Genomic DNA, 20,846 nt, shown 5'->3' on the forward strand with positions numbered 1-20,846 from the left:
CTGATGCCCTGGCAAGCCTGGTTCACCCTTATAATCATTCTGGTTATGATCGTGGCCCTTGTGCGCGAATGGGCACGGGTGGATGTAACCATTCTGTTGGCGTTGAGCACCCTTCTCCTGGCCGGAGTAGTAACCCCTATTGAAGCTTTTTCGGGGGTTGCATGGGAAGCGGTCATTACCATTGCCGCCCTGTACGTGGTAGCCGCCGGCGTTCATCAAACAGGGCTGCTCACCTGGATAGATCGCTGGCTGGTGCAGTCCGGCGGCACAGTGACATCGCTTCTTTTCCGTGTTATGACGCCTGCCGCAGTGTTGTCCGCCTTTCTGAACAACACCCCGGTGGTCGCCATGCTCATACCTCGAATGCAGGCAGTGGCCCGAAAAACCGGCATATCGGTATCGAAGTTGTTGATGCCTCTCTCTTTCGCTGCGATTGCAGGAGGGATGATCACGCTTATCGGCACCTCGACGAACATCATTGCTTCAGGACTTATTCGCGAGGCCGGCCTGCAGGAATTCGGGCTGTTTGAATTTGCCTGGATAGGTCTGCCCGCGGCCGTCCTGACCGTGGCGTACCTGTCTCTTGTCGGGCATCGGCTAATGCCGGACACGACCCCCGGCGACCGGGACAAGACGGATACACTGAATTACCGGTTTCGCCTGTGCGTACCTCCCGGCTCACCCCTCGCGGGCATGTCGATCCAAAAAGCGAATCTCCGGTCACTGGGCGACGCCTACCTCGTATATATCCGGCGTGGTCAGGATACAATTGGCCCGGTCGCTCCGGAAGAGATCATCCGGGAAGCAGACATTCTCACGTTTATCGGGCGTACGGATGCCAGGGAGCGTCTGCTTCGCGAGACCGATTTTTTTGCACATCCCACCAAAAACAAGCAGGATAACCAGGAAACGGACCCCCCTCTGTTTCAAGCAGTGATTTCAATAAATTCGACCCTGGCCGGCAAAACGCTGAAGGACGTCAGCTTCCGGGAAAAATACGAGGGGGTTGTACTCGCCATCCATCGCAAGGACGAATCGATCCGTGGAGCGCTCGGCAAGGTTCCCCTCAAACCGGGCGACCTTCTTATCATCGAAGCTCAAAAGGGGTTTGACCGCCGCTGGAGCCAAAGCGAGGGCGATTTTTACCTTGTCACGCAAGATATTCGGAAGCAACAGCCGATAGATGAAAGAACAGGGCTGGTTCTGGCCATGCTGGCCATACTGATCACCTTGCATATCGTCGGTGTGCTCCCCCTCTCCGCAGCAGCCTTTACAGGTGCACTGGGCATGATTCTGATCGGTTTTTTGCGCGGCACCCAGTTGCGCCAATCCGTGGATATCGGCGTTATCCTGACGATTACAGGAGCTTTCGGTATCGGACACGCTGTCCAGACAAGTGGTCTGGCAACAGGACTGGGACACACCATCGCAACGATATTACCCGGCCAGCATCCTCTCATAGCGTTGCTGTTTCTGTACCTTGGCACCATGCTCGTCACAGAAATCATCACGAACAGCGCCGCGGTTGTTATCATGATTCCCATTGCCCTGGTGACAGCCGTCGATATCGGTATGGAACCGCGCGCCGTAGCTCTGGCGGTGACAATAGCGGCGTCGGCAAGCTTCCTTTCCCCGATCGGGTATCAAACGAATCTGATGGTGATGGGCGCTGGCGGATACCGGTTCAGGGATTATTTTCGGGCCGGGCTGCCCGTAAGCATCGCTGTCATGGCCATCACACTGGCCGCCGTGTATCTGAAGTGGCTCGGATAACCACATCCCGCGCACAAGGAGCCGGCTATACGACCCGGTACGGGATATGCCTCGCGCCGCTGAGCACAGCCTGAACTGCTTCAGCGCACATTTCCGCCATTCTCAAACGCGTCGCATGCGTTGCGCTCCCAAGATGCGGCGCCATCACCACATTGTCGAGATCGAAAAGCCCCGGATGTACCGAAGGTTCATCCTCGAATACATCCAGGCCCGCCGCCCGAATCGTGCGGTTGCGAAGCGCATCGACAAGGGCTTCTTCATCCACCACGGCGCCACGCGCCGTATTCACCAGGATGGCGGACGGCTTCATACGCGCAAGCGCCTCGCGCCCGATGAGACCCTGGCTGGATTCATTGAGGCTGCAATGCAAGGAAACCACATCGCTGATTTCCAAAAGCGTATTCATGGAAACAAGACGGGCGCCCAGTTTCTGCTCCACGGACGGATTAGCGGGGGAACGATTGTGGTAGCATACACGCATTCCGAAACCTATAGCGCGGCGCGCCACGGCAGCCCCGATTCTACCCAGGCCCACGATACCTATCATACCACCACTCAGATCAGCGCCCAGCATGAGATCCGCTTCCCACCTTGAAAACTCCCCGGCTCGTACATACCGGTCTGCCGGCACCACATTCCGTGCTGCTGCCAGAAGCAACGCAAACGCCATATCCGCTGTGGCTTCGGTGAGTACACCCGGAGTATTCGTAACAACGACTCCCCTGGTGCGCGCCGCTTCCAGATCAATATTGTCGTACCCCACCGCATACTGTGCGACCACCTTAATCCCGGGGCAGGCGCTCAATACCCGGTCGGTCACCGGATCCGACAATAGCGTGATCAGTGCATCAGCCCCCTGGGCAATATCGATCAACTGGTCCTCATCCGGACCGCCGACGGAAAACTCATGCTGGACAATCTCGTGGCCATTCAGCAGATGCAGCCCCCCTGAAGGCAACGGTCGCGTTACAACGATGCGCATGACGGACGAAATAAATCAGAAACGGAAGCCACAAGAAAAACAAAACCGGGCATAAAGTACATGCAAAGCGTCTGCTATACGTAATGAAGAATGTTTTTTTCAAAGGCCCTGGAGCCTCAACCTCTATGGAACACCGCGGACAGAAGAACATCGACATGACCGGGGGACCTCCGGGAAACCGGCAAGGGGGGGCGATGGTTACCGCAAGGGTTTAGGGCCTGTTAACACTATGCAGCGGCGCTCTGCGGCGTCCCGATCTCTACGGTCATCGAAATGAAGATTCTGTTCATTGTGCAGGGGGAAGGGCGAGGACATCTCACGCAGGCGCTCGCACTGCAAACCATGCTGTGCGGGGCCGGGCATGAATTGGTCGGTGTACTCGCCGGGAACGTTCGTAATCGGGAGATCCCTGAGGTATTTGCACAACGAATCAATGTACCGATTCGTCGTTTTGGCTCGCCGGGTTTCAGTATCGGGAAGGAACAGCGCGCTATTAATTCACTCGATACGCTCATCGAAAACGTCGAGCGCATACCCGCCTTCAAGCGCAGCCTGAAAATTCTCGACCATACGATCAAAACCGTTCAGCCGGATCTGGTGCTGACTTTCTACGAACCGATGGCCGGCGTATACCAGGCGTTTTATCGCCCGAACGTACCCTTTGTAGCCGTCGGACATCAGTACATGTTCGATCATCCCGTATATGAATTTGCGCCTGGCAGGCCGGTTGACCGGTCGGCCATGAGGCTGTTCACCCGACTGACCGGTTTCCGGGCTACATGGAAACTCGCGTTATCCCTGTATCCGGCGGAAGACCTCCCGGATGCTCGCCTTTCGGTGATCCCTCCACTTCTACGCGAGGAAGCACTGACTCTGCAAAACAACAGGGTCCAGGAGGATTTTTTTCTGATCTACCTCCTGAATCGTGGCTATGCGGAGCAGGTAATCGAATGGCACGAAAAACACCCGACGCAACGCCTGGAATGCTTTTGGGACAATCCGGAAGTCGATGACATCGTAGAGTACAGCGAGACCCTTCGCTTCAATCGGCTGCACGACACCAGATTTCTTGAGCTCATGAGCCGTTGCAGCGGCCTGGTGTGCACAGCCGGCTTCGAATCGGTTTCCGAAGCACTCTTCCTTGGCAAACCTGTACTGGCCGTGCCGGTCGAGGGACACTATGAGCAACTGTGCAATGCTTTCGAAATAGAAAAAATGGGATGCGGAATCCGAAGCGACAAATTCGACATGAATCTGCTAACGAAATTCACCGCGCAGCACGATGCGACGCGAGACGACTTTCGCAGATGGGTCCTGAAAGCGGAAAAACGCGTGCTATCCATCCTGGAGGCTATAGGCACAGACCATCTCCCTTCAACCGGCAGCACGCTCAGTGGACCTGAACATCCCCAGAAACTCGCCCCTCCTGCGTCGCCCCCTAAGTTACCTGAAGCGAACAGCTAACATGACCGGCGCATAACCGGAGCGACGGAAACGAATCCGCTGCATACGCCTTCGTATCTCGCTCAGGGCGCGCCCGGAGGAATAGGGGTTATCTCCGCATGATCGCCGATGTTCAGTACCTGTGCGCCCGGATGCACATGGGCATATCCGCCGATAAGTGAATCCGCCAGCACCGCACCCCGCACCACTGCATGGGCAAATACAATAGATTGCTCAATGACGGAGCGGCGTACATCAGCACCCGCCTCAATTGAAACATAAGGGCCCACCACAGAATCGACGACGCGCGCATCCGGCCCGATATATACAGGGGGAATGATGATACTGTTTTCCACATCCCCCTGGAATGTGCCTGCGTCTTCCTTTTCAAGAAGACGCCGGGTCGTCTCCATGAGCGCGGATACGGTGCCGCAGTCGAGCCATTCCGTTACAGAGGCTGTCGTAAAGGCATCGCCGCGCTTTATCATGCGATCAAATGCATCGGTCAGCTGAAACTCCCCTCCCTTTCCGCGCAGATTATCGGCGATAATCCCTTCGATCGCCCCCTGAAGTTCCCTGAGCTCACGTACATAATAGATGCCGACAAGCGCCTCGGTAGATATGGGTTCGGATGGTTTTTCAACCAGTTCCACAACCCGATCACCCTCCCGTACCGCCACTCCGAATCGGCTGGGGTCCTCAACATGTTTCACCATAGCGACCACATCGGCATCCTTGAAATCAAGGTCCGCATCCATGTCGAAAACCGTATCCGCAAAGGCCACGACGCCAGGGCCTTGCAAATACTCCCGGGCTGCGTCCACCGCATGGGCCGTGCCTTCCGCGGTCTCCTGTACGGCAAATTTGGGACGCATATCGTGCCGGATGCATATCTCCCGCAGCATTTCATACACATTTTTTCCGAAATCCGGCCCGAGCACAAAAACCCCTTCATTCAGACGTACGGGCAACACGCGATTGAACGTATCCACTATTCTCTCCACCATACTACGCCCCTTTACGGGAAGCAGGGGCTTGGGCGTAACATGCGAATGGGGGCGAACGCGCGTACCCCGCCCCGCCATGGGAATAATGAGCTTCATAAAACAGATCCTCTATCAGACATCCGGGAAACCGTTGTCGCCGGACAAACACTTTGTGAACATGAAATACATAGAAAAGTGCCGCCGGGAATGCACGACAAAGAATGGCAAGGAGCGACATATCCATGGAAAGATACGAATATCTTCCTGAGCGACGATGCGGAAGAACATCGTCAGGATCACTATCTTGTACAATAGTAAGCAGGAAAAATCGTTTTTTCAGTCGTATAGGGAACCCAATTCCTATGCGTATGTATTTCGATGTTGGTTCCACCCTGTCCAAGTTCCATAGTCGTACAAACACGCAATGACAATGAGTACTTTCAAGTCCTTTGCAGTGCTTGCACTGCTTTTCTGCCTCACAATGGGGATCCAGACCTCTCCGGTTCAGGCCCAGGCCTACAAGGAAGCGTTCAACGCCGCCATAGAAGCCGCCAGAGCCAATGACTACCCCACAGCCCGGGACGAGTTCGCACGTGCCGCTGAATTGGCAAGCCAGGAAAATGATACGGAAATCGCTACGAAATCGGCCAGCAACGCAGCGATTATCGACTATAATATAGGCAAGGGACTCGTGGAGCAGGAAAATTTCGCAGGCGCCCTTGAACGTTTCAACGCCGGTATCGCGATGTATCCGAGCTACGTAAACAATTACGAAGGCAAGGCGCTTGCCCTGAAAAAGTTGGAACGGGTCGAAGAAGCCATCCAGGCGTACGAAGCCCTGATCGCTTTTGGAAACGAGCACAGCGACAGTCAGGCGTTGCGCAAGGGGGAAACAGGGATCCGCGACCACTTTAATTTTCTGGCTTCTTCCGCATTGGGCCGTCGAGCCGAACCGTCGGCCTCCGATGCCCGGGAAGCCATTGCCAGTCTGGAAGAACTCCAGGAGCGCGTCGATCCGGATGCGGATACCTACTTCTATCTTGCCGTCGCCCACAATGCGCTGGGCAACTACGAACAGGCCGTATCTCTTGCCGATCAGGCGCTCAGCCTTCACCGCGGCAGTCGAACGGACGCAGCAAAAATTCACTTCACGAGAGGTGAAGCGCTCATGTACGCCGGGAATATCACGGCCGCCAAGGAATCGTTCGAAAATGCCCGGTTCGGCAGCTACAGGAGCCCGGCCGAACACTATCTCGAAACTCTTTGACAACGCATCGTACTTCTGGGTGCTGCATGGACCTCGTGCGTACGACATCCCTGCACTGACAAGGGCCTGTTACCACTATGCAACGATGCTCTGTTCCGTCAGGCACGGCGTCAATCAAGGCGCGAGGAGTGAAGTTTGGTGGTTCCAAATGAGCGACGAGCAACGAAGAGTGACGCCGTGACCGGCGGAACCCGAAGGGCGGGGCCTGTTTTCCCGCCATGCGGCGTTGCCGCTCGCTTATGTGGCTGGGCCACACTGCGCTCGCGGCGCCTGGCCTGGCTGAAAAACAGGCCCCGCAGAGCGCCGCTGCATAGTGTTAACAGGGCCTAGGGCCGTCGGAAAAGATAAAACCATTCGTCGATCCGGAACACGGCACGATCCAGTGAATATCGAAGATACGAATCTCTACCCGGGCACCACGACCCTGACCGCTATTTATGGGAAAAATTATTTCGGTTGCGAACCAGAAAGGCGGCGTGGGCAAAACAACGACGGCGATCAATCTTGCCGCATCGCTGGCGGCAATGGAGCATTCTGTCCTCCTTGTAGACATTGATCCCCAGTCCAACACCACCTCCGGAACCGGCATACAGGACGGAACGCGCGGTCATTCCATCTACGAGGTGCTTATCGGCAACGCCGAAATCCGGGCTGTCGTACAAAAGACGGAGATTGCATCGCTCCATGTCGTGCCGAGCCACATCAATCTGGTCGGCGCCGAGATCGAAATCGCGGACCTGCCCAGGCGGGAGTACCGCCTCAAACGAGCCTTCGACACCATCCGGACGGACTACGAATTCATCGTGATCGACTGCCCGCCCTCTCTCGGGCTGCTCACGGTCAATGCGCTCACAGCGTCCGACTCGGTAGTAATCCCTCTGCAAACCGAATACTTTGCCCTCGAGGGGCTTGGGCAACTCCTGAATACCATCCGGATCGTCCAGCAGCGCCTCAATCCGACCCTCGAAATAGAAGGGGTACTGCTGACGATGTTCGATACCCGACTCCGTCTGGCAAACCAGGTAGTGGACGAGGTACGGCAATACTTCGGCGACAAGGTGTTCAAAACGATTATCCAGCGCAACGTGCGACTTTCGGAAGCGCCCGGCTTCGGAAAACCCGTGTTGCTCTACGACGCGGTGTCTACAGGTGCGCGCAACTATATCGCGCTGGCCCGCGAGATCGTACAAAGCAATCCTGTCACCGTACCGGAAGAAAACGACGAAAACGTTGCCGATTCGGATACGCCGTCGGTCGAATACGTACAATAAAATAAGCCTCACGCATCCCCTGTTACACCATGGCACCACGAAAAGAAGCGCTGGGACGCGGGCTGAGCGCCATTCTGGAATCGAACGAGGAGCCGCTTGCGCCCGGTCGTTCGACCGAACGAATCCGTCAGATCAGTGAGATCGACATCGCGCTCATTCGGCCGAATCCCTTTCAGCCCCGCAGGGATTTTGATGAAGAGACACTCATCGCACTGGCGGATTCGATCGAGCAACTCGGGCTTATTCAGCCCGTCACGGTGCGAACGGGGGGGAGCGGTTACGAACTCATTTCCGGAGAACGACGCCTGCGGGCGGCGCGTCGGGCCGGCCTCGAACGCATACCCGCCTATGTTCGGGAGGTGGATGCGGATAGCATGTTGCAAATGGCTATCGTCGAGAACATCCAGCGAGAGGACCTCAATCCGATCGAGGAAGCGCTTGCCTACCGGCGCCTGATGGAAGAATGCGAAATGACCCACGAAGACGTTGCGCGCAGCGTCGCCAAAAGCCGGTCTGCCGTAACCAACATGCTGCGCCTGCTCCGGTTGCCGCCAATCATCCAGGCCAGCCTCCGCGACGGGGACGTGTCGGTCGGCCATGCCCGTGTCCTGATCAACATAAAGGACGAAAAAACGCAGATAGCGCTCTTCAACGCGATCAAGGCAGAGGGACTGTCCGTACGGGAAATCGAGCGAAGGGTACGGGAAACCCGCCGGACGGATGGCAGAAAAAACAAAAAGGCGGACAGCCCTGAAACAGACTTACCCAAAAGGGACGCCCTGCAACTCGAGCAATACACGGTGCAACTTCGCAATCACCTGGGCACCCGGGTAGGTATCCGGCATCAGGGCGACGGCGGCCGGATCGAAATCGATTATTATTCCGGCGACGATCTGGAGCGGCTTCTCGAATTGATCACAGGAAAATAATCGTGGATAGCCGGATCGGTTACGGCGTGGTCGTCCTGTTGGCATGCATGGCGGGCTTCCCGGCGACGCGTCACGTAGCAGCACAACCTGATACAACCGTTGCGGCGCATGACCTTGCCCCCCGCACTGTACTTTGGCGAGCCGCCGTACCCGGCTGGGGCCAACTCCGCAATCGCCAATACTTCAAGGCAGCCGTTGTCTGGGGCGGTCTGGCAGGTTTTACCGGAGCAATCATCCATACAAATCGGCGATACCAGACGTATGGCCATGGCTACCTGTGGGTCATCCGGGATATCTCCACGGCAAACGTTCCCGCAAGCTACGAGCAAGACTACCTGGGACTGCTCAACGAACTGGGGGTCTCCCCCGAAGAAGCTGCGTCGGACGCCTTCCAGAACAGGTTGGCCGGCCTGTTTCGCCAACAACGCGATGCTCTCCGAAGAAACCGCGACATGCTGTATATCGGCGCCGGCGTATTCTACGGGCTTTCGATCCTCGATGCATACGTCCACGCACAACTGCTCGACTTCGATGTAGGCGAGAATCTGGCATTTTCCCTCCAGCCCGCAGGCATTTCGGCCACATGGCGATTCAGGGGCCGGAACACTACTGCCGATCCGGCGCAAAGCCCGGGATGCCAGACGAAAAAGAAACCATGCGGATATTAATATCGAAAATTGCTTATTTTACCCCGTTAATGCGTTAACGCTACTTTGTGGGGACATTTTCCACGCATTCCGTCTGCTTACTTCGACAGGGGGCCCGTTCCCTGGCCATACAGCCCGAGACGAATCACGATAATATGACGACGTCCCTTGATTCCCAGTCAGAGTGCCATGACGGTGCGTCAGTGGATACCTGTGCGGCGAAAGAATTGACACTGTTCGAAAAATGCCACCGATTCTTTGACGAATCGACAGATTACGGACGGGCCAAAAAAGCCGGCCTGTATCCATATTTCCGTATGATCGAACGGAACGAGGGTACCCGCGCTATCCTGAACGGGCGCGAGGTCATTATGGCCGGCTCCAATAATTATCTGGGGCTCACGTCTGACCCCCGTGTACAGGAAGCCGCCTCCAGCGCCATCAGGAAGTACGGCACCGGTTGCACCGGGAGCCGGTTCCTCAATGGTACGCTCGATCTGCATATCCAACTGGAAGAGCGGCTCGCCACCTTCATGAAAGCACCGGGCTGTGTGGTGTTTTCGACAGGGTATATGGCGAACGAGGGGGTGATTCAGGCTCTTGCGGGCAAGGGGGATTTCATCTTCTCCGACAAGGATAACCATGCCTCCATCACCGCGGGTACGCGCGCGAGCATGGGGGAGACGATCCGTTTTCGGCACAACGACATGGATCACTTGCGGAGATTGCTTGCCAAGGCCTGCAGGACCCATCCGGAAGCAGGCAAGTTGATCGTTACGGACGGGGTGTTCTCCATGAGCGGCGTCATTGCGAAGGTGCCGGAACTGGTGGAACTCGCCGAAGAATTCGGGGCGGCGCTATTGCTTGACGACGCGCATGCCTGCGGCGTCATTGGACCGGGCGGGCGCGGATCGGCGGCGCATTTCGGTCTCAGCGACCGGGTGCCCCTGACCACGGGAACGTTCTCGAAGAGTTTCGCCTCGATTGGAGGATTCTGTGTGGCGGCGAGGGATATCGTCGAGTTTGTTCGCCATCGCAGTTCCACGCACATGTTCAGCGCCTCCATGCCGCCGCCCAGTGTGGCTACGGTCCTTAAATGCCTGGACATCGTGGAAACCGAACCCGAGCGCCTCCAGCGCCTCTGGGAAATTTCGGACTATATGCGTGACGGCTTCCGGAATTTCGGATTCAATATCTGGACCAGTCAGTCCCCGGTCATTCCGGTCGTTATCGGCGACATGCTGACCTGTTTCAAGTTCTGGCATGACCTGCTCGAAGAAGGCGTCTTCGCCAATGCAGTCGCCCCTCCTGCCGTACCGCAGGGCCAATCCCTCATGCGTACCTCCTTCATGGCGACGCACTCAAACGACGAATTGGATTTTATCCTTGAAAAATTCACCCGGGTGGGCATAAAACACGGTATCGTCAACAGAAACGGTACGGCAACGTTCGAAGAGCACGAGAAATACCTGGCGGAGACGGTACAGGCTGATGCCCAGCCATAAAGCCATGCCGGTCGTACCCGGGCCTGCCATTCCTCTGCTCGTATGACCACACGCTCCGTGACCATTCGTCCCGTCCGCTCCCGGAGTGATCTCAAGGCATTCATTGATTTCCCGTACCGCCTGTACCGAAACTATCCGGCCTGGATACCTCCGCTCCGGCAGGATATGCGCCACACGCTGAACCCGAAGAAGAACGCCTTTTTCGAGCACGGCGCCATCTATCCGTTTCTTGCCCGCGACGCTTCCGGAACCGTCACAGGGCGCATCGCCGCCATCGTAAACGGCATGCATCTCAAGACCTACGAGGATAACCTGGGCTATTTCGGGTTCTTCGAAACCATCGAGGAGTATGCGGTAGCGGAAGCGCTCCTCGACGCCGCTTCCGATCGCCTACGGGAAGAGGGCCTGACGGGAGTGCGCGGACCCACGAATCCCTCCATCAACGATACCTGCGGCCTGCTGGTGGATGGGTTCAACAAAGAGCCGGGGGTTCTCATGCCGTACAATCCCCCCTACTACGAACCCTTTCTGGAGCGGTACGGCTTCGAACGCGCAATGACTATGTGGGGGTATTACATCCACAAGAAGTACGTGAAGACCGCCAAACTCGAACGCGGCGTCGAGATCGTCAAAAAGCGCAATCCGGGCGTGACACTGCGCACCCTGGACATGAAGCGATTCGACGAAGAAGCGCAGACCATCCGTGATATCTACAACGATGCCTGGGAAAACAACTGGGGGCATGTCCCGATGACCGAGGCGGAATTTGCCCAGCTTGCCCGGCAAATGAAGCAGATCGTCGATCCGAACATCATCTATTTTGTGGAGGACGACGGAGTGCCCGTGGGATTTTCGGTATCGCTGCCCAACATCAACCAGTTGCTCAGGCACGTACGCAACGGGCGGTTGTTTCCCTTCGGAGTGTTCCAGTTGCTGATCCGGGAAAAATTCGGTGGAATCACGGAAGTCCGCACCCCCATCCTCGGCGTCCGGAAGAAATACCACGGACGCGGCTTGGATGCTATCCTCAACCTTGCGGCCATCCGCGACGGCGAGAAAAAAGGCTACGAGGCAGGCGAATTGAGTTGGGTTCTTGAATCCAATGTGCGCCAGCGGAATGCACTCATTTCTTTCGGGGGCGTCGTCGACAAGGAATATGCGATGATGGAAAAGGCCCTGACATAGGGCAATGCGGCAGGCGCCCTATGGATCGGACAGGATGCCCTGACCCTCCGGCGCTTGCGTTCCCAATCTCCATGAAATAAGGAAGTGCAAGGAATGTCCAAAGCCAGAATCGGAACGTTCGACGACTTGCTCCGGATCACGGAAGAACCCCTCCGTCCCATCGCGCAAGCGCTGCGGGAGCTGGTTTTCGAGATCGATCCCGGCGCCTGCGAGGTGGTCCGCCTCGGTTACCGCTCTGCAACCTACGGCGTGGGATCAAGGCAAATGATTGACGGCTATGTCTATATTCTGCCTTACAAGCGATGGGTTAACCTCGGCTTCTATCAGGGCGTGGCTCTGGCGGACCCGGAGGCCCTGCTTGAGGGAACGGGCGCACGCCTGCGCCATGTGAAGATGCACTCTCTGGAAGATGTGAGCCATCCGGCGGTTCGAGGGCTTATCGAAAGCGCTCTGGCCGAGCGCAGGACAACGCTTGGTCGCTGATTTCTGCTCGACACATGCAGAATACAATGCAGGCTCCTGGCAAGACGATATTTCAGGATACTCTATTTCTTGCCATGGCAACCCTGGGAACATTGCATCTGACCGTGGCGGATGCTACCATGAAAAATGATCGGTTTCCTTGAAAACCGGACCCCAATCGCATACATGCGGAGGTGAACATGCACAGAGCACGATCTGTATGGCAAAGGTTTGCGACCCTGACGGCAGTAGTCATACTTGGGGCGTGGTGCCCTGAAGTGCTGGGTCAGATACAACCATTGGAAGGCGCACCCCTGGCAATGCTGGAACAAGGGCACGTAGAACAGGAACTGGCGCCGTACGGACCGGGGATGGCCCGGGACAGCCTGCTTCCCGTATCGTCTGTCTTTGTGGAGGCCACAACGGTAGAAATACAGACACTATACGAGAAAGACGAACAGCGGGCGGAGTTTAACTACCGAGGCCGGACTATGGTAATCGGCGGCACGGTGTACAGGGCAGAGGGCGATTATATCAGATTCATCAACTACAATATAGTCCGGTTCGACGGACGCCGGAGCAAAGGCGTAAAGTGCTACTTTTCCGAGCGACAGAAGCCGCTTGTGAATATCCTCAAAAGAGGGGACCGGATCGCTATGGAAGGGGTTGTCCTGGGGTATGGCCCGCTCCGGGAGTACATCGAGATCGACCCCTGCATCATACTGTGATCGGACTGTCGGTCCGGGGTTTTCGAGTATAAGTTCCCTATAATCCCCTGAAAATCATCTTCAAACCGGGCATTATGTCCTATTACAGCAGATTATATGGGGATTTTTGTGCAAAAATCGACAAAAATGTCCATTTTCGAGCAAAAATAGCACAAAATGAACTAAAAATGGCCAAAAATTGGGAAAAATAGCTGAAAACGGGTACAAAGGCGGCCAAAAACAACAAAAAACGCCGGCTGTAATAACAACCGGCGTTTTTCCTGCCTGGATGTGGGATAAACCCACAAATTTACATGCTCACTGGTATTCCTATCCGCGACCGGCCTCCCGCGATTCCTTCACATCGCCGAAGCGACATTCCGAAAACGGGATTCGGGAGGCCTGACTCCCGCGCCGTCGCACACTGACCGAAGTCAGTTTCGACACCACGTCGTGACACATGCCCGGCTACCGGTTTCCCGATTGCTGGACAGCTGAACCGCATGGGCAGACGGTTCAAGCGCCACAGGCCTTCTGGTTACCCACGCTTCCTGTATCCACACACTCTCCACAGCCAACGCTCCCCGACTTCCTTCACCGCGCTTGCACACTCCACGTCGGCATTTCTGCCGCCGCTTCACCGTGTGCTTGCGCTCCGGAAAGCCGGCTTTGTCAACCGCTTCATCGAGCCTATGCATACCCCGCACCGGAGTGAGGGGGACGGACGCACGGGCGCCTCATGCAGCCAGAGTACTCAGTCGCTTCAAGGAACGGTGCCCGAAGGCACTGAATGCATTATAAGCGCCCGCATCAGCCGCGTCAAGACCCTGAACAAAATTTATTTCACAAGTTGTTAACAAAGTGTACACCGTTCGAAAAAAGGGTGTGTATAAACGAAAAGCCCGACCTGGTATACAGGCCGGGCTCCCGGTGCCCACTAAAGCGCGACTGATACCCCGCGGCCCGGTTAACAGGAGGAAATAACCGTGCCGGAAGGGGCCTCCAGCGCATGAGGTAGGGACAAGGTAAGACATAGCAATGAATAAAGCAAACAATAACGGACATTTTTTGAAATACTGGAAGAATACCCCTCTATAGGGCCTTGGAAATAACGGACCTATACCCCGATGATTCCCAACTGTCGCAGAAATACTTCCACGGCCCGTGGCTCCAGCAGGATCGTCAGCATCAGCCCGCCCAACGCGCCGCCGAGATGGGCCTCGTGCGCAATGCCGCCCCCTGCACCGCCATGCGAACGCCGCATCGCATACATCGAGACGACGACATACCCTACGGCAAAGAGCGCTGCGGGAATGCCTATCGGCACAAAGAAAATGTAGATGGGCTGGAGCGGCGCAAACAGACAGTAGCCGAACAGCACGCCGCTGATCGCCCCGGAAGCCCCTACCGCCGCGTATGTGACGGAATGCCTGTGCATCGCCAGCGAAAGTCCGTGCGCCGCCAGTTCGGAGCCGAAGTACAGCACCAGAAAAGAACCCGGACCCAACACATACTCCATCTGGGGACCGAAGAAGTACAGCGTGATCATATTGAACAGCAGATGCGTCCCGTTCACATGCACGAACCCTGCCGTGATAAGCCGGGCGTATTGTCGATGGCGCAGCACCAGGTACGGTCTGAACGCCAGGCGATCCATGAGGGAGCGATCAAAAAATAGCGTATAACCGCTCGTCAGCAGGATGGCGACAAGCAGAAACAGCGTAACCGGCGAATCGAAAAGAGCGGACATGCGTGCTACGCCGGCACCGCCGTGATGTGATCCATGATGGATTCGAAAAGATACTTCCCGTCGTCGCTTCCAAGCATCCCTTCCGCACAGCGATCGGGATGCGGCATCATGCCCAACACGTTACGCCCCTCGTTCACGATACCCGCAATGTGCCGGGCCGACCCGTTCGGATTCGCCTCCGGCGCAAGTTGCCCTGCTTCGTCGCAATACCGGAACACGATCCGCCCCTCGCTCTCAAGCCGGTCCAGCACCTCGTCCGAGGCGAAATAATTTCCCTCGCCATGCGAAATCGGGATACGGACGACCTGCCCCTCCTTCAGGCGGATGGTATACGGCGTACGGGCATTTTCGACCAGCAAGTGCACCTGCTTGCATACGAAGCGAAGCGAAGCGTTTCGCATAAGAACACCCGGCAGCAGACCCATCTCGCAGAGCATCTGGAATCCGTTGCATATACCGAACACCAGTCCTCCGTTCGCGGCGAACCGCGCCACATCCTGCATGACCGGAGAAAATCGGGCAATGGCTCCGGAGCGCAGGTAATCCCCGTACGAAAAACCGCCGGGCAGAATGACCACATCCACATCGCCGACGCTGCTTTCCTTGTGCCAGATGAAGCGAACCTCCTGGCCGAACACATGCTTCGCGGCATGATAAGCATCATGATCGCAATTGGACCCTGGAAAAACGATCACGCCGAATCGAACAGCCATGGAGTATCCGGAAAAGATTTTACGAAAAATGGCCCATCGGCAGCGCGTGCGTGTCACGGCAAATCGCAACGGGGAACGAATATCCGGCAGGGCGTTCGAATATCTGCCGAATACAGGCACAGGAAAACATCCGTGCCGAACGGGGATGCCGTGTTAAGGCTACAATATACTAAAGCCCGCGCGCTGTACGCAGCGCCTTCCGCGTAAACAAGCAAGAACCGCATATGAATTATCGTCGTTTTGGACGCCTCGGCTGGGAAGTCAGTGACATCGGATACGGGATGTGGGGCATGGGAGAATGGCCGGATTCCGATGACGCTGAATCCATGAACTCCATGCACCGGGCCATTGCGTTGGGATGCACCTTCTTTGACACGGCGCTGGCCTACGGAGAAGGGCACAGTGAGCAGTTGCTGGCCAGACTGGTAGCAGCACACCCGGATAAAACCCTGTACACGGCTTCCAAAGTGCCGCCAAAAAATAACCAGTGGCCCAGCCGGCGGGGATTCACGCTGGACGAGGTGTTTCCGCCCGACTATGTGAAGGCGTCTGTCGAGCAAAGCCTCGAAAATACAGGGCTTGCCCATATTGACCTGATGCAACTGCACGTATGGGAAGACGACTGGCTCGACGACGACAGGTGGATCGCCACGCTGGAGGATTTTCGGCGACAGGGACTTATCCGGGGAATAGGTATCAGCCTGAACCGGTGGGAACCCTGGAACGGGGTGAAAGCCGTACGGAGCGGTCTGGTGGACGCCGTACAGGTCATTTATAACATCTTCGATCAGGCGCCCGAAGACGAATTGTTCGCGGCCTGTACGGAAATGGATGTTGCCGTCATTGCCCGGGTCCCCTTCGACGAGGGCGGATTGACGGGAAACCTTACCAAAGACACTTCCTGGCCGGAAGGCGACTGGCGCAACCTCTACTTCGTACCGGAGAATCTTGTCCCGACCGTCGAGCGCGCCGAAGCGCTTAAAACGATACTGCCGGAAGGTATGAGCCTGCCGGAAATGGCGTTGCGGTTCATTCTTTCGCACGACGCCGTATCGACCATTATCCCCGGCATGAGAAAGCTCCGCCACGTCGAGGCCAATATCGCCGCGAGCGACAAGGGGGCGCTGGATGCCGATCTCCTGGACGCACTCCGGGCGCACCGCTGGGATCGGGAACCCACAGAATGGTCACATTAACGCCTGCCCTATACGCTGCATGATTCCGCGGGAACTGTTCAGGAAAATTCGGCGGATCGAAATCCGTACGAAAGGGCTTGTCAATAATTTCTTCGGAGGCGAATACCATTCGGCTTTCAAGGGGCTGGGTATCGAGTTTTCGGAAGTGCGCCCGTACCAGGTGGGTGACGACATCCGTTCGATCGACTGGAACGTTTCTGCGCGTACCGGAGAGACCTATGTGAAGGTGTTCGAGGAGGAACGCGAGCAAACGCTCATGCTGGTAGTGGACGTATCCGGGTCGGAGGATTTTGGATCGCAAGCGCAGTTTAAACGAGAAGGAGCGGCAGAGATCTGCGCGATCATCGGGTTCAGCGCCATTTCCAACAACGACAAGGTAGGGCTCCTGCTAACCTCGGATCGGGTCGAACTCTTCGTGCCCCCGAAGAAGGGGCGCCGGCATGTATTGCGCTTGCTCAGGGATCTGTTTGCTCACGAACCGGAATCCCGGAAAACCGATCTTGCAACCGCTCTGGATTATCTGCCCCGCATGCTTAATCGCCGCTCCATCGTGCTCGTCATCAGCGATTTTATGGACGAGGGTTTCGAGAAAGCGTTGCGGGTGGTGGCCCGGCGTCACGATACCATCGGCGTGCGGCTCGAGGATCCCCGCGAACAGACCTTGCCGCGCATGGGACTGATCGAGCTGACCGACGCGGAAACCGGCGAAACGGTTGTCGTGGACACGAATGACCGGCGGGTGCGCGAAACATTCGCCGCCTCCGCCGAGGCGCGCCGGGCACAACTCGACGATCTGTTCCGGCGCATCGGTATGGATCATGTGACCATCCGCATGGACGAAGGGTATGTGGAACCCCTGATCCGATTCTTCCGCCACCGAAACAGAGCGAGGGCATGATGCGGCGTATATCGGGAGCAGCTTCCCCGGCGCGGAGGGCCTTTTTTTTCGTTCGAACGGGCACAGTCCGGGGGCGAGGGATCGGGATGTGCTTGCTCTGGCTGGCTTTCGCCTGGATACCCTGGCCGGCCGCCGGACAGGATGCTTCGCCCGGGCACACAACACGGGAAGTACGACTGTATGTCCTGGCGGACAGCGTAGCGATCGGCGAGCAATTCTTCCTTGCGGTGACCGCTCGGCACGACACGACCGAGACCATCTCTTTTCCGCTCCCGAACGATGGAGAAGCGCTTGCTTTCGGAGATGTGGAGGTGCTGGAAGCAGCTATACATGAACGCCTGCTCCCGGATGGCATGCAGGTAGACAGCTCGGTCTACCTGGCAACCTCGTTTGCGCTCGACACCGCCCATGTCGCCCCGATCCCGGTCGGGTTTACGGCAGGCGACGATGTGCTGATCGTTCAGACCGATTCGATATGGATTCCCGTCCGCTCCTTCGTACCGGAAGACGCGGAAGACATCCGGGACCTTGCGCCGCTCGTAGCGTTTCCACGATCCATATGGTGGATTGTGGCGGGCATCACCCTGTTATTGCTGCTGGCGGCGGGCATCGCCTGGTGGATCCGCCGGCGCCGAAACCGGGATGACGAGCACGAAACGGAGTACATCCCCCCGATCCCTCCCGACCAGGAAGCCTATGACAGGCTGGACGCCCTTGAAAAAACGGACCTGTCGGATCAACGGAACATGCCGTTTTTCTATGACGAATTATCAGGACTCCTCAGAACGTACGTCGCCCGGCGCCTGCATGTGCAGGCGCTGGAAATGACAACCGGTGAAACGGTCGCGCGGCTCCGGGAACAGGATATGCCCGACAGCCAGACGATCAGTCGGTTCCGGAACGTCCTCATAGCCTGCGATTACGTGAAATTCGCCGATGGCCGGCCTCCTGCGAAACAGGGTAAAGAGCTGATCGGTACGTCTCGTAGTATCATTGAAACGATGGAAATGCAGGCGCGCGCAGCGGAGGAAGCAGCGGCAGAAGAAACAGCCCGCAACAGCGATCCGCGTTTCACGGTTTCCCCGGAATGATATGCAGTTCGCACAACCTGAGTGGTTCTGGCTCCTTGCACTCGTTCCGCTTGTAGCGGGATGGGCGTGGTGGTACGAATTCCGTACGCGCAAAGGCATGCGTTTCAGCGGCATCGACCCGGTGCGCAGCATGCCCAAATCATTGTGGGTACGTCTGCGCGAACTGCCCGCCGTACTCAGGATCGGTGCGGTAGCGCTCGGTATACTTGCCCTTGCCCGTCCGCAGGAACGGGACACAATCCTCGAGCGCTATGCGGAAGGCGTGGATATTGTCCTTGTGCTCGACACCTCCACGTCCATGCGGGCCGAGGATTTTTCCCCGAACCGTTTCGAGGCAGCCCGCGATGTAGCAGCGGAGTTCATCGAGTCACGCACATCGGATCGTGTGGGCCTGGTTGTGTTCGCAGCGAAAGCCTACACGCAAACGCCGCTGTCGCTCGATTACAACTTCCTGCTGCGCATGCTCGACGAAGTGGAGGTCGGCGTGATTGAAGACGGCACCGCTATCGGTACCGCCATCGCCATGGGCGTGAACCGCCTCAAGGACAGCGCCGCCGAAAGTAAGGTCCTGATCCTGCTCACGGACGGGCAAAACAACCGGGGCGAGATCGATCCCGTAACTGCTTCGGAGGTCGCACAAGCGATGGACGTACGCATTTATTCGATCGGCGTGGGCACACACGGGGAAGCTCCGTTTCCCTTCGACGACCCCTTTGGAGGCCAACGGCGTCAGATGATCCCTGTCGAAATCGACGAGGACATGCTCTCGTCCGTGGCGGAAAAAACGGGCGGGCGCTATTTCCGCGCCACAAACAAGCAAGCGCTCCAAAACATCTACGCAGAAATCAGCGAACTCGAAAAAACGGAAATAGAGGAGCGCTTCTACACAGACTATACGGAACGTTATGCTCTATTTCTGTGGCCCGCCCTTGGCCTGCTTCTCCTCGAACTCTTGCTCTCCGGCACGCGTCTGCGGCGCGCCCCCTGACCCTGCATGGACTGGCTGCATCCTGCATATCTCTGGACCGTGGCGGCAGGCCCTGCGCTGGCCGCAGTCCTCTTTCTGTGGGCGGCGCAGAAACGCCGCGAGGCAATTCGGCGGTTTGGTCTCCGGGATACCGTGGCCCGCCTCACGCCGGAAACCAGCTCACGGCGCCGGCGATGGAAAGCAGCCATCGTGACATCCGCTATCGCCCTTGTTGCGCTTGCGCTGGCCGGGCCGCGTTTCGGCACGCAACTCCGCGATGTGAAGCGTGAAGGGGTTGATCTTGTCATCGCCCTCGATGTGTCCGCGTCCATGCTGGCTGAAGACGTTGCCCCGAATCGCCTTGATCGCGCCAAAAACGAAATCCGAAAATTGCTGGACGAGCTGCGCGGCGACCGGATAGGGCTGGTTATTTTCGCCGGGGACGCCTTCCTGCAATGCCCGCTCACGACAGACTACTCCGCAGTGCGTCTCTTCCTCGATGTAGCCGGTCCGGAAGCCATCGCGGTGCCGGGTACCGATTTCGGAGCCGCCCTGAACATGGCCGTACAGGCCTTCGATATTCCGGCTGAATCTCCGGATGACGGGCGCAGCCGTGCGCTGCTCTTCGTGTCGGATGGAGAAAACCACGTAGCGGACATGGAAGAACTGGCCGACCTGGCTCGCGACGAAAACATCGTCATGTATGCGGCAGGCGTGGGCGAAACGGGTGGGAGCCCGATCCCCATCTACCAGAACGGTCGGCGAACCGGGTTCAGGGAAAATGCGGACGGGGATATCGTAAGCACCCGCCTTGAAGAAAACGGCCTGCGCCAACTGTCTGAGGGAGGCGCATATTTCCGCATTGCCCGCACCTCCAGTTCCCTATCCAAAATAACGGAGGCGTTGGAACGTTTGGAAAAAAGTGAGTTTGCCCAGGAAGAATTCGAGGAATACGAAGAAAAATTTCAATGGCCGCTGGCGCTTGCCCTTTTGCTGTTGCTGATCGAACGATCCATTCCCGACCGGCGTAAAAACCGCAACAAGGATCGGCTCGGGTCCGCTTGAAAAACATCC

At 57.1% G+C, this 20,846-nt stretch carries 19 protein-coding genes; 15 read left to right on the forward strand and 4 right to left on the reverse strand.

The features are described from left to right. The first annotated feature begins 3 nt into the window (after window positions 1-3). Entirely contained in the window at window positions 4-1,773 is a 1,770-nt protein-coding gene (locus F4Y00_05445) for an SLC13 family permease (protein ID MYE04400.1), read from the forward strand. 25 nt (window positions 1,774-1,798) lie between these two features. Here F4Y00_05445 and F4Y00_05450 read toward each other — a convergent pair whose 3' ends face one another. After that, a complete protein-coding gene (locus F4Y00_05450; protein ID MYE04401.1) occupies window positions 1,799-2,755 on the reverse strand; it encodes a D-glycerate dehydrogenase in 957 nt (318 codons plus the stop codon). A gap of 273 nt (window positions 2,756-3,028) precedes the next feature. Here F4Y00_05450 and F4Y00_05455 point away from each other — a divergent pair, with 273 nt between their 5' ends. Further along, complete coding sequence (locus F4Y00_05455; protein MYE04402.1) at window positions 3,029-4,219, forward strand: hypothetical protein; 1,191 nt, start codon at window positions 3,029-3,031, stop codon at window positions 4,217-4,219. Between the two features lie 62 nt (window positions 4,220-4,281). Here the strand turns inward: F4Y00_05455 and F4Y00_05460 are convergent, their stop codons facing one another. Further along, window positions 4,282-5,301: an NTP transferase domain-containing protein gene (locus F4Y00_05460; GenBank protein MYE04403.1), complete on the reverse strand. Its 1,020-nt coding sequence runs from the start codon at window positions 5,299-5,301 to the stop codon at window positions 4,282-4,284. A gap of 307 nt (window positions 5,302-5,608) precedes the next feature. Here F4Y00_05460 and F4Y00_05465 point away from each other — a divergent pair, with 307 nt between their 5' ends. The 8 genes from F4Y00_05465 to F4Y00_05500 all read left to right on the forward strand — a co-directional run bounded on the left by F4Y00_05465 (window position 5,609) and on the right by F4Y00_05500 (window position 13,178). Further along, window positions 5,609-6,451 carry a tetratricopeptide repeat protein gene (locus tag F4Y00_05465; GenBank protein MYE04404.1) on the forward strand — a complete coding sequence of 281 codons (843 nt, stop codon included), beginning with the start codon at window positions 5,609-5,611 and terminating at the stop codon, window positions 6,449-6,451. Window positions 6,452-6,888: 437 nt separating this feature from the next. Further along, window positions 6,889-7,722: a ParA family protein gene (locus F4Y00_05470; protein MYE04405.1), complete on the forward strand. Its 834-nt coding sequence runs from the start codon at window positions 6,889-6,891 to the stop codon at window positions 7,720-7,722. A 29-nt stretch (window positions 7,723-7,751) separates the two neighbouring features. After that, the gene (locus F4Y00_05475; GenBank protein ID MYE04406.1) at window positions 7,752-8,651 is read left to right on the forward strand and encodes a ParB/RepB/Spo0J family partition protein; all 900 of its coding nucleotides are present in this window, start codon (window positions 7,752-7,754) and stop codon (window positions 8,649-8,651) included. Window positions 8,652-8,653: 2 nt separating this feature from the next. Continuing rightward, window positions 8,654-9,319 carry a hypothetical protein gene (locus tag F4Y00_05480; GenBank protein MYE04407.1) on the forward strand — a complete coding sequence of 222 codons (666 nt, stop codon included), beginning with the start codon at window positions 8,654-8,656 and terminating at the stop codon, window positions 9,317-9,319. Between the two features lie 134 nt (window positions 9,320-9,453). Continuing rightward, window positions 9,454-10,803: an aminotransferase class I/II-fold pyridoxal phosphate-dependent enzyme gene (locus tag F4Y00_05485; GenBank protein ID MYE04408.1), complete on the forward strand. Its 1,350-nt coding sequence runs from the start codon at window positions 9,454-9,456 to the stop codon at window positions 10,801-10,803. Window positions 10,804-10,845: 42 nt separating this feature from the next. Then, window positions 10,846-11,988 (forward strand): hypothetical protein, encoded by a 1,143-nt coding sequence (locus tag F4Y00_05490; GenBank protein MYE04409.1) that lies wholly within the window; start codon window positions 10,846-10,848, stop codon window positions 11,986-11,988. Between the two features lie 93 nt (window positions 11,989-12,081). Next, window positions 12,082-12,471, forward strand: a complete 390-nt coding sequence (locus tag F4Y00_05495; protein ID MYE04410.1) for a DUF1801 domain-containing protein — start codon at window positions 12,082-12,084, stop codon at window positions 12,469-12,471. Between the two features lie 179 nt (window positions 12,472-12,650). Continuing rightward, window positions 12,651-13,178, forward strand: coding sequence for a hypothetical protein (locus F4Y00_05500; protein MYE04411.1), 528 nt, complete (start codon window positions 12,651-12,653; stop codon window positions 13,176-13,178). Window positions 13,179-14,274: 1,096 nt separating this feature from the next. Here the strand turns inward: F4Y00_05500 and F4Y00_05505 are convergent. Both F4Y00_05505 and purQ read right to left on the reverse strand, forming a co-directional pair. Beyond that, window positions 14,275-14,907: a rhomboid family intramembrane serine protease gene (locus F4Y00_05505; GenBank protein ID MYE04412.1), complete on the reverse strand. Its 633-nt coding sequence runs from the start codon at window positions 14,905-14,907 to the stop codon at window positions 14,275-14,277. A 5-nt stretch (window positions 14,908-14,912) separates the two neighbouring features. Then, window positions 14,913-15,620 carry a phosphoribosylformylglycinamidine synthase subunit PurQ gene (gene purQ / locus F4Y00_05510; protein MYE04413.1) on the reverse strand — a complete coding sequence of 236 codons (708 nt, stop codon included), beginning with the start codon at window positions 15,618-15,620 and terminating at the stop codon, window positions 14,913-14,915. Between the two features lie 224 nt (window positions 15,621-15,844). Between purQ and F4Y00_05515 the strand changes: the two genes are divergently transcribed. From F4Y00_05515 to F4Y00_05535, 5 genes are read left to right on the forward strand one after another with little or no spacing between them, the layout of a single operon-like run. Then, window positions 15,845-16,816: an aldo/keto reductase gene (locus F4Y00_05515; protein MYE04414.1), complete on the forward strand. Its 972-nt coding sequence runs from the start codon at window positions 15,845-15,847 to the stop codon at window positions 16,814-16,816. Window positions 16,817-16,835: 19 nt separating this feature from the next. Then, window positions 16,836-17,714 carry a DUF58 domain-containing protein gene (locus F4Y00_05520; protein ID MYE04415.1) on the forward strand — a complete coding sequence of 293 codons (879 nt, stop codon included), beginning with the start codon at window positions 16,836-16,838 and terminating at the stop codon, window positions 17,712-17,714. Then, window positions 17,711-18,805 carry a DUF4381 family protein gene (locus F4Y00_05525; protein MYE04416.1) on the forward strand — a complete coding sequence of 365 codons (1,095 nt, stop codon included), beginning with the start codon at window positions 17,711-17,713 and terminating at the stop codon, window positions 18,803-18,805. Before F4Y00_05520 ends, F4Y00_05525 begins: the two co-directional genes overlap by 4 nt. A gap of 1 nt (window position 18,806) precedes the next feature. After that, window positions 18,807-19,793, forward strand: coding sequence for a VWA domain-containing protein (locus F4Y00_05530; protein ID MYE04417.1), 987 nt, complete (start codon window positions 18,807-18,809; stop codon window positions 19,791-19,793). 6 nt (window positions 19,794-19,799) lie between these two features. Next, window positions 19,800-20,837 carry a VWA domain-containing protein gene (locus F4Y00_05535; protein ID MYE04418.1) on the forward strand — a complete coding sequence of 346 codons (1,038 nt, stop codon included), beginning with the start codon at window positions 19,800-19,802 and terminating at the stop codon, window positions 20,835-20,837. Window positions 20,838-20,846: the final 9 nt, after the last annotated feature.

The sequence above is a fragment of the Bacteroidetes bacterium SB0662_bin_6 genome (genome assembly GCA_009839485.1).
Taxonomy (GTDB): Bacteria; Bacteroidota; Rhodothermia; order Rhodothermales; family VXPQ01; genus VXPQ01.

Excerpts from the sequence above, each read along its gene's own strand:
- F4Y00_05470 (MYE04405.1), top strand. The coding sequence starts at position 6,889 with ATGGGAAAAATTATTTCGGTTGCGAACCAGAAAGGCGGCGTGGGCAAA.
- F4Y00_05495 (MYE04410.1), top strand. The coding sequence starts at position 12,082 with ATGTCCAAAGCCAGAATCGGAACGTTCGACGACTTGCTCCGGATCACG.
- F4Y00_05535 (MYE04418.1), top strand. The coding sequence starts at position 19,800 with ATGGACTGGCTGCATCCTGCATATCTCTGGACCGTGGCGGCAGGCCCT.
- purQ (MYE04413.1), bottom strand. The coding sequence starts at position 15,620 with ATGGCTGTTCGATTCGGCGTGATCGTTTTTCCAGGGTCCAATTGCGAT.
- F4Y00_05450 (MYE04401.1), bottom strand. The coding sequence starts at position 2,755 with ATGCGCATCGTTGTAACGCGACCGTTGCCTTCAGGGGGGCTGCATCTG.
- F4Y00_05460 (MYE04403.1), bottom strand. The coding sequence starts at position 5,301 with ATGAAGCTCATTATTCCCATGGCGGGGCGGGGTACGCGCGTTCGCCCC.
- F4Y00_05475 (MYE04406.1), top strand. The coding sequence starts at position 7,752 with ATGGCACCACGAAAAGAAGCGCTGGGACGCGGGCTGAGCGCCATTCTG.
- F4Y00_05525 (MYE04416.1), top strand. The coding sequence starts at position 17,711 with ATGATGCGGCGTATATCGGGAGCAGCTTCCCCGGCGCGGAGGGCCTTT.
- F4Y00_05490 (MYE04409.1), top strand. The coding sequence starts at position 10,846 with ATGACCACACGCTCCGTGACCATTCGTCCCGTCCGCTCCCGGAGTGAT.
- F4Y00_05515 (MYE04414.1), top strand. The coding sequence starts at position 15,845 with ATGAATTATCGTCGTTTTGGACGCCTCGGCTGGGAAGTCAGTGACATC.
- F4Y00_05485 (MYE04408.1), top strand. The coding sequence starts at position 9,454 with ATGACGACGTCCCTTGATTCCCAGTCAGAGTGCCATGACGGTGCGTCA.
- F4Y00_05505 (MYE04412.1), bottom strand. The coding sequence starts at position 14,907 with ATGTCCGCTCTTTTCGATTCGCCGGTTACGCTGTTTCTGCTTGTCGCC.
- F4Y00_05520 (MYE04415.1), top strand. The coding sequence starts at position 16,836 with ATGATTCCGCGGGAACTGTTCAGGAAAATTCGGCGGATCGAAATCCGT.
- F4Y00_05465 (MYE04404.1), top strand. The coding sequence starts at position 5,609 with ATGACAATGAGTACTTTCAAGTCCTTTGCAGTGCTTGCACTGCTTTTC.
- F4Y00_05455 (MYE04402.1), top strand. The coding sequence starts at position 3,029 with ATGAAGATTCTGTTCATTGTGCAGGGGGAAGGGCGAGGACATCTCACG.
- F4Y00_05500 (MYE04411.1), top strand. The coding sequence starts at position 12,651 with ATGCACAGAGCACGATCTGTATGGCAAAGGTTTGCGACCCTGACGGCA.
- F4Y00_05445 (MYE04400.1), top strand. The coding sequence starts at position 4 with ATGCCCTGGCAAGCCTGGTTCACCCTTATAATCATTCTGGTTATGATC.
- F4Y00_05530 (MYE04417.1), top strand. The coding sequence starts at position 18,807 with ATGCAGTTCGCACAACCTGAGTGGTTCTGGCTCCTTGCACTCGTTCCG.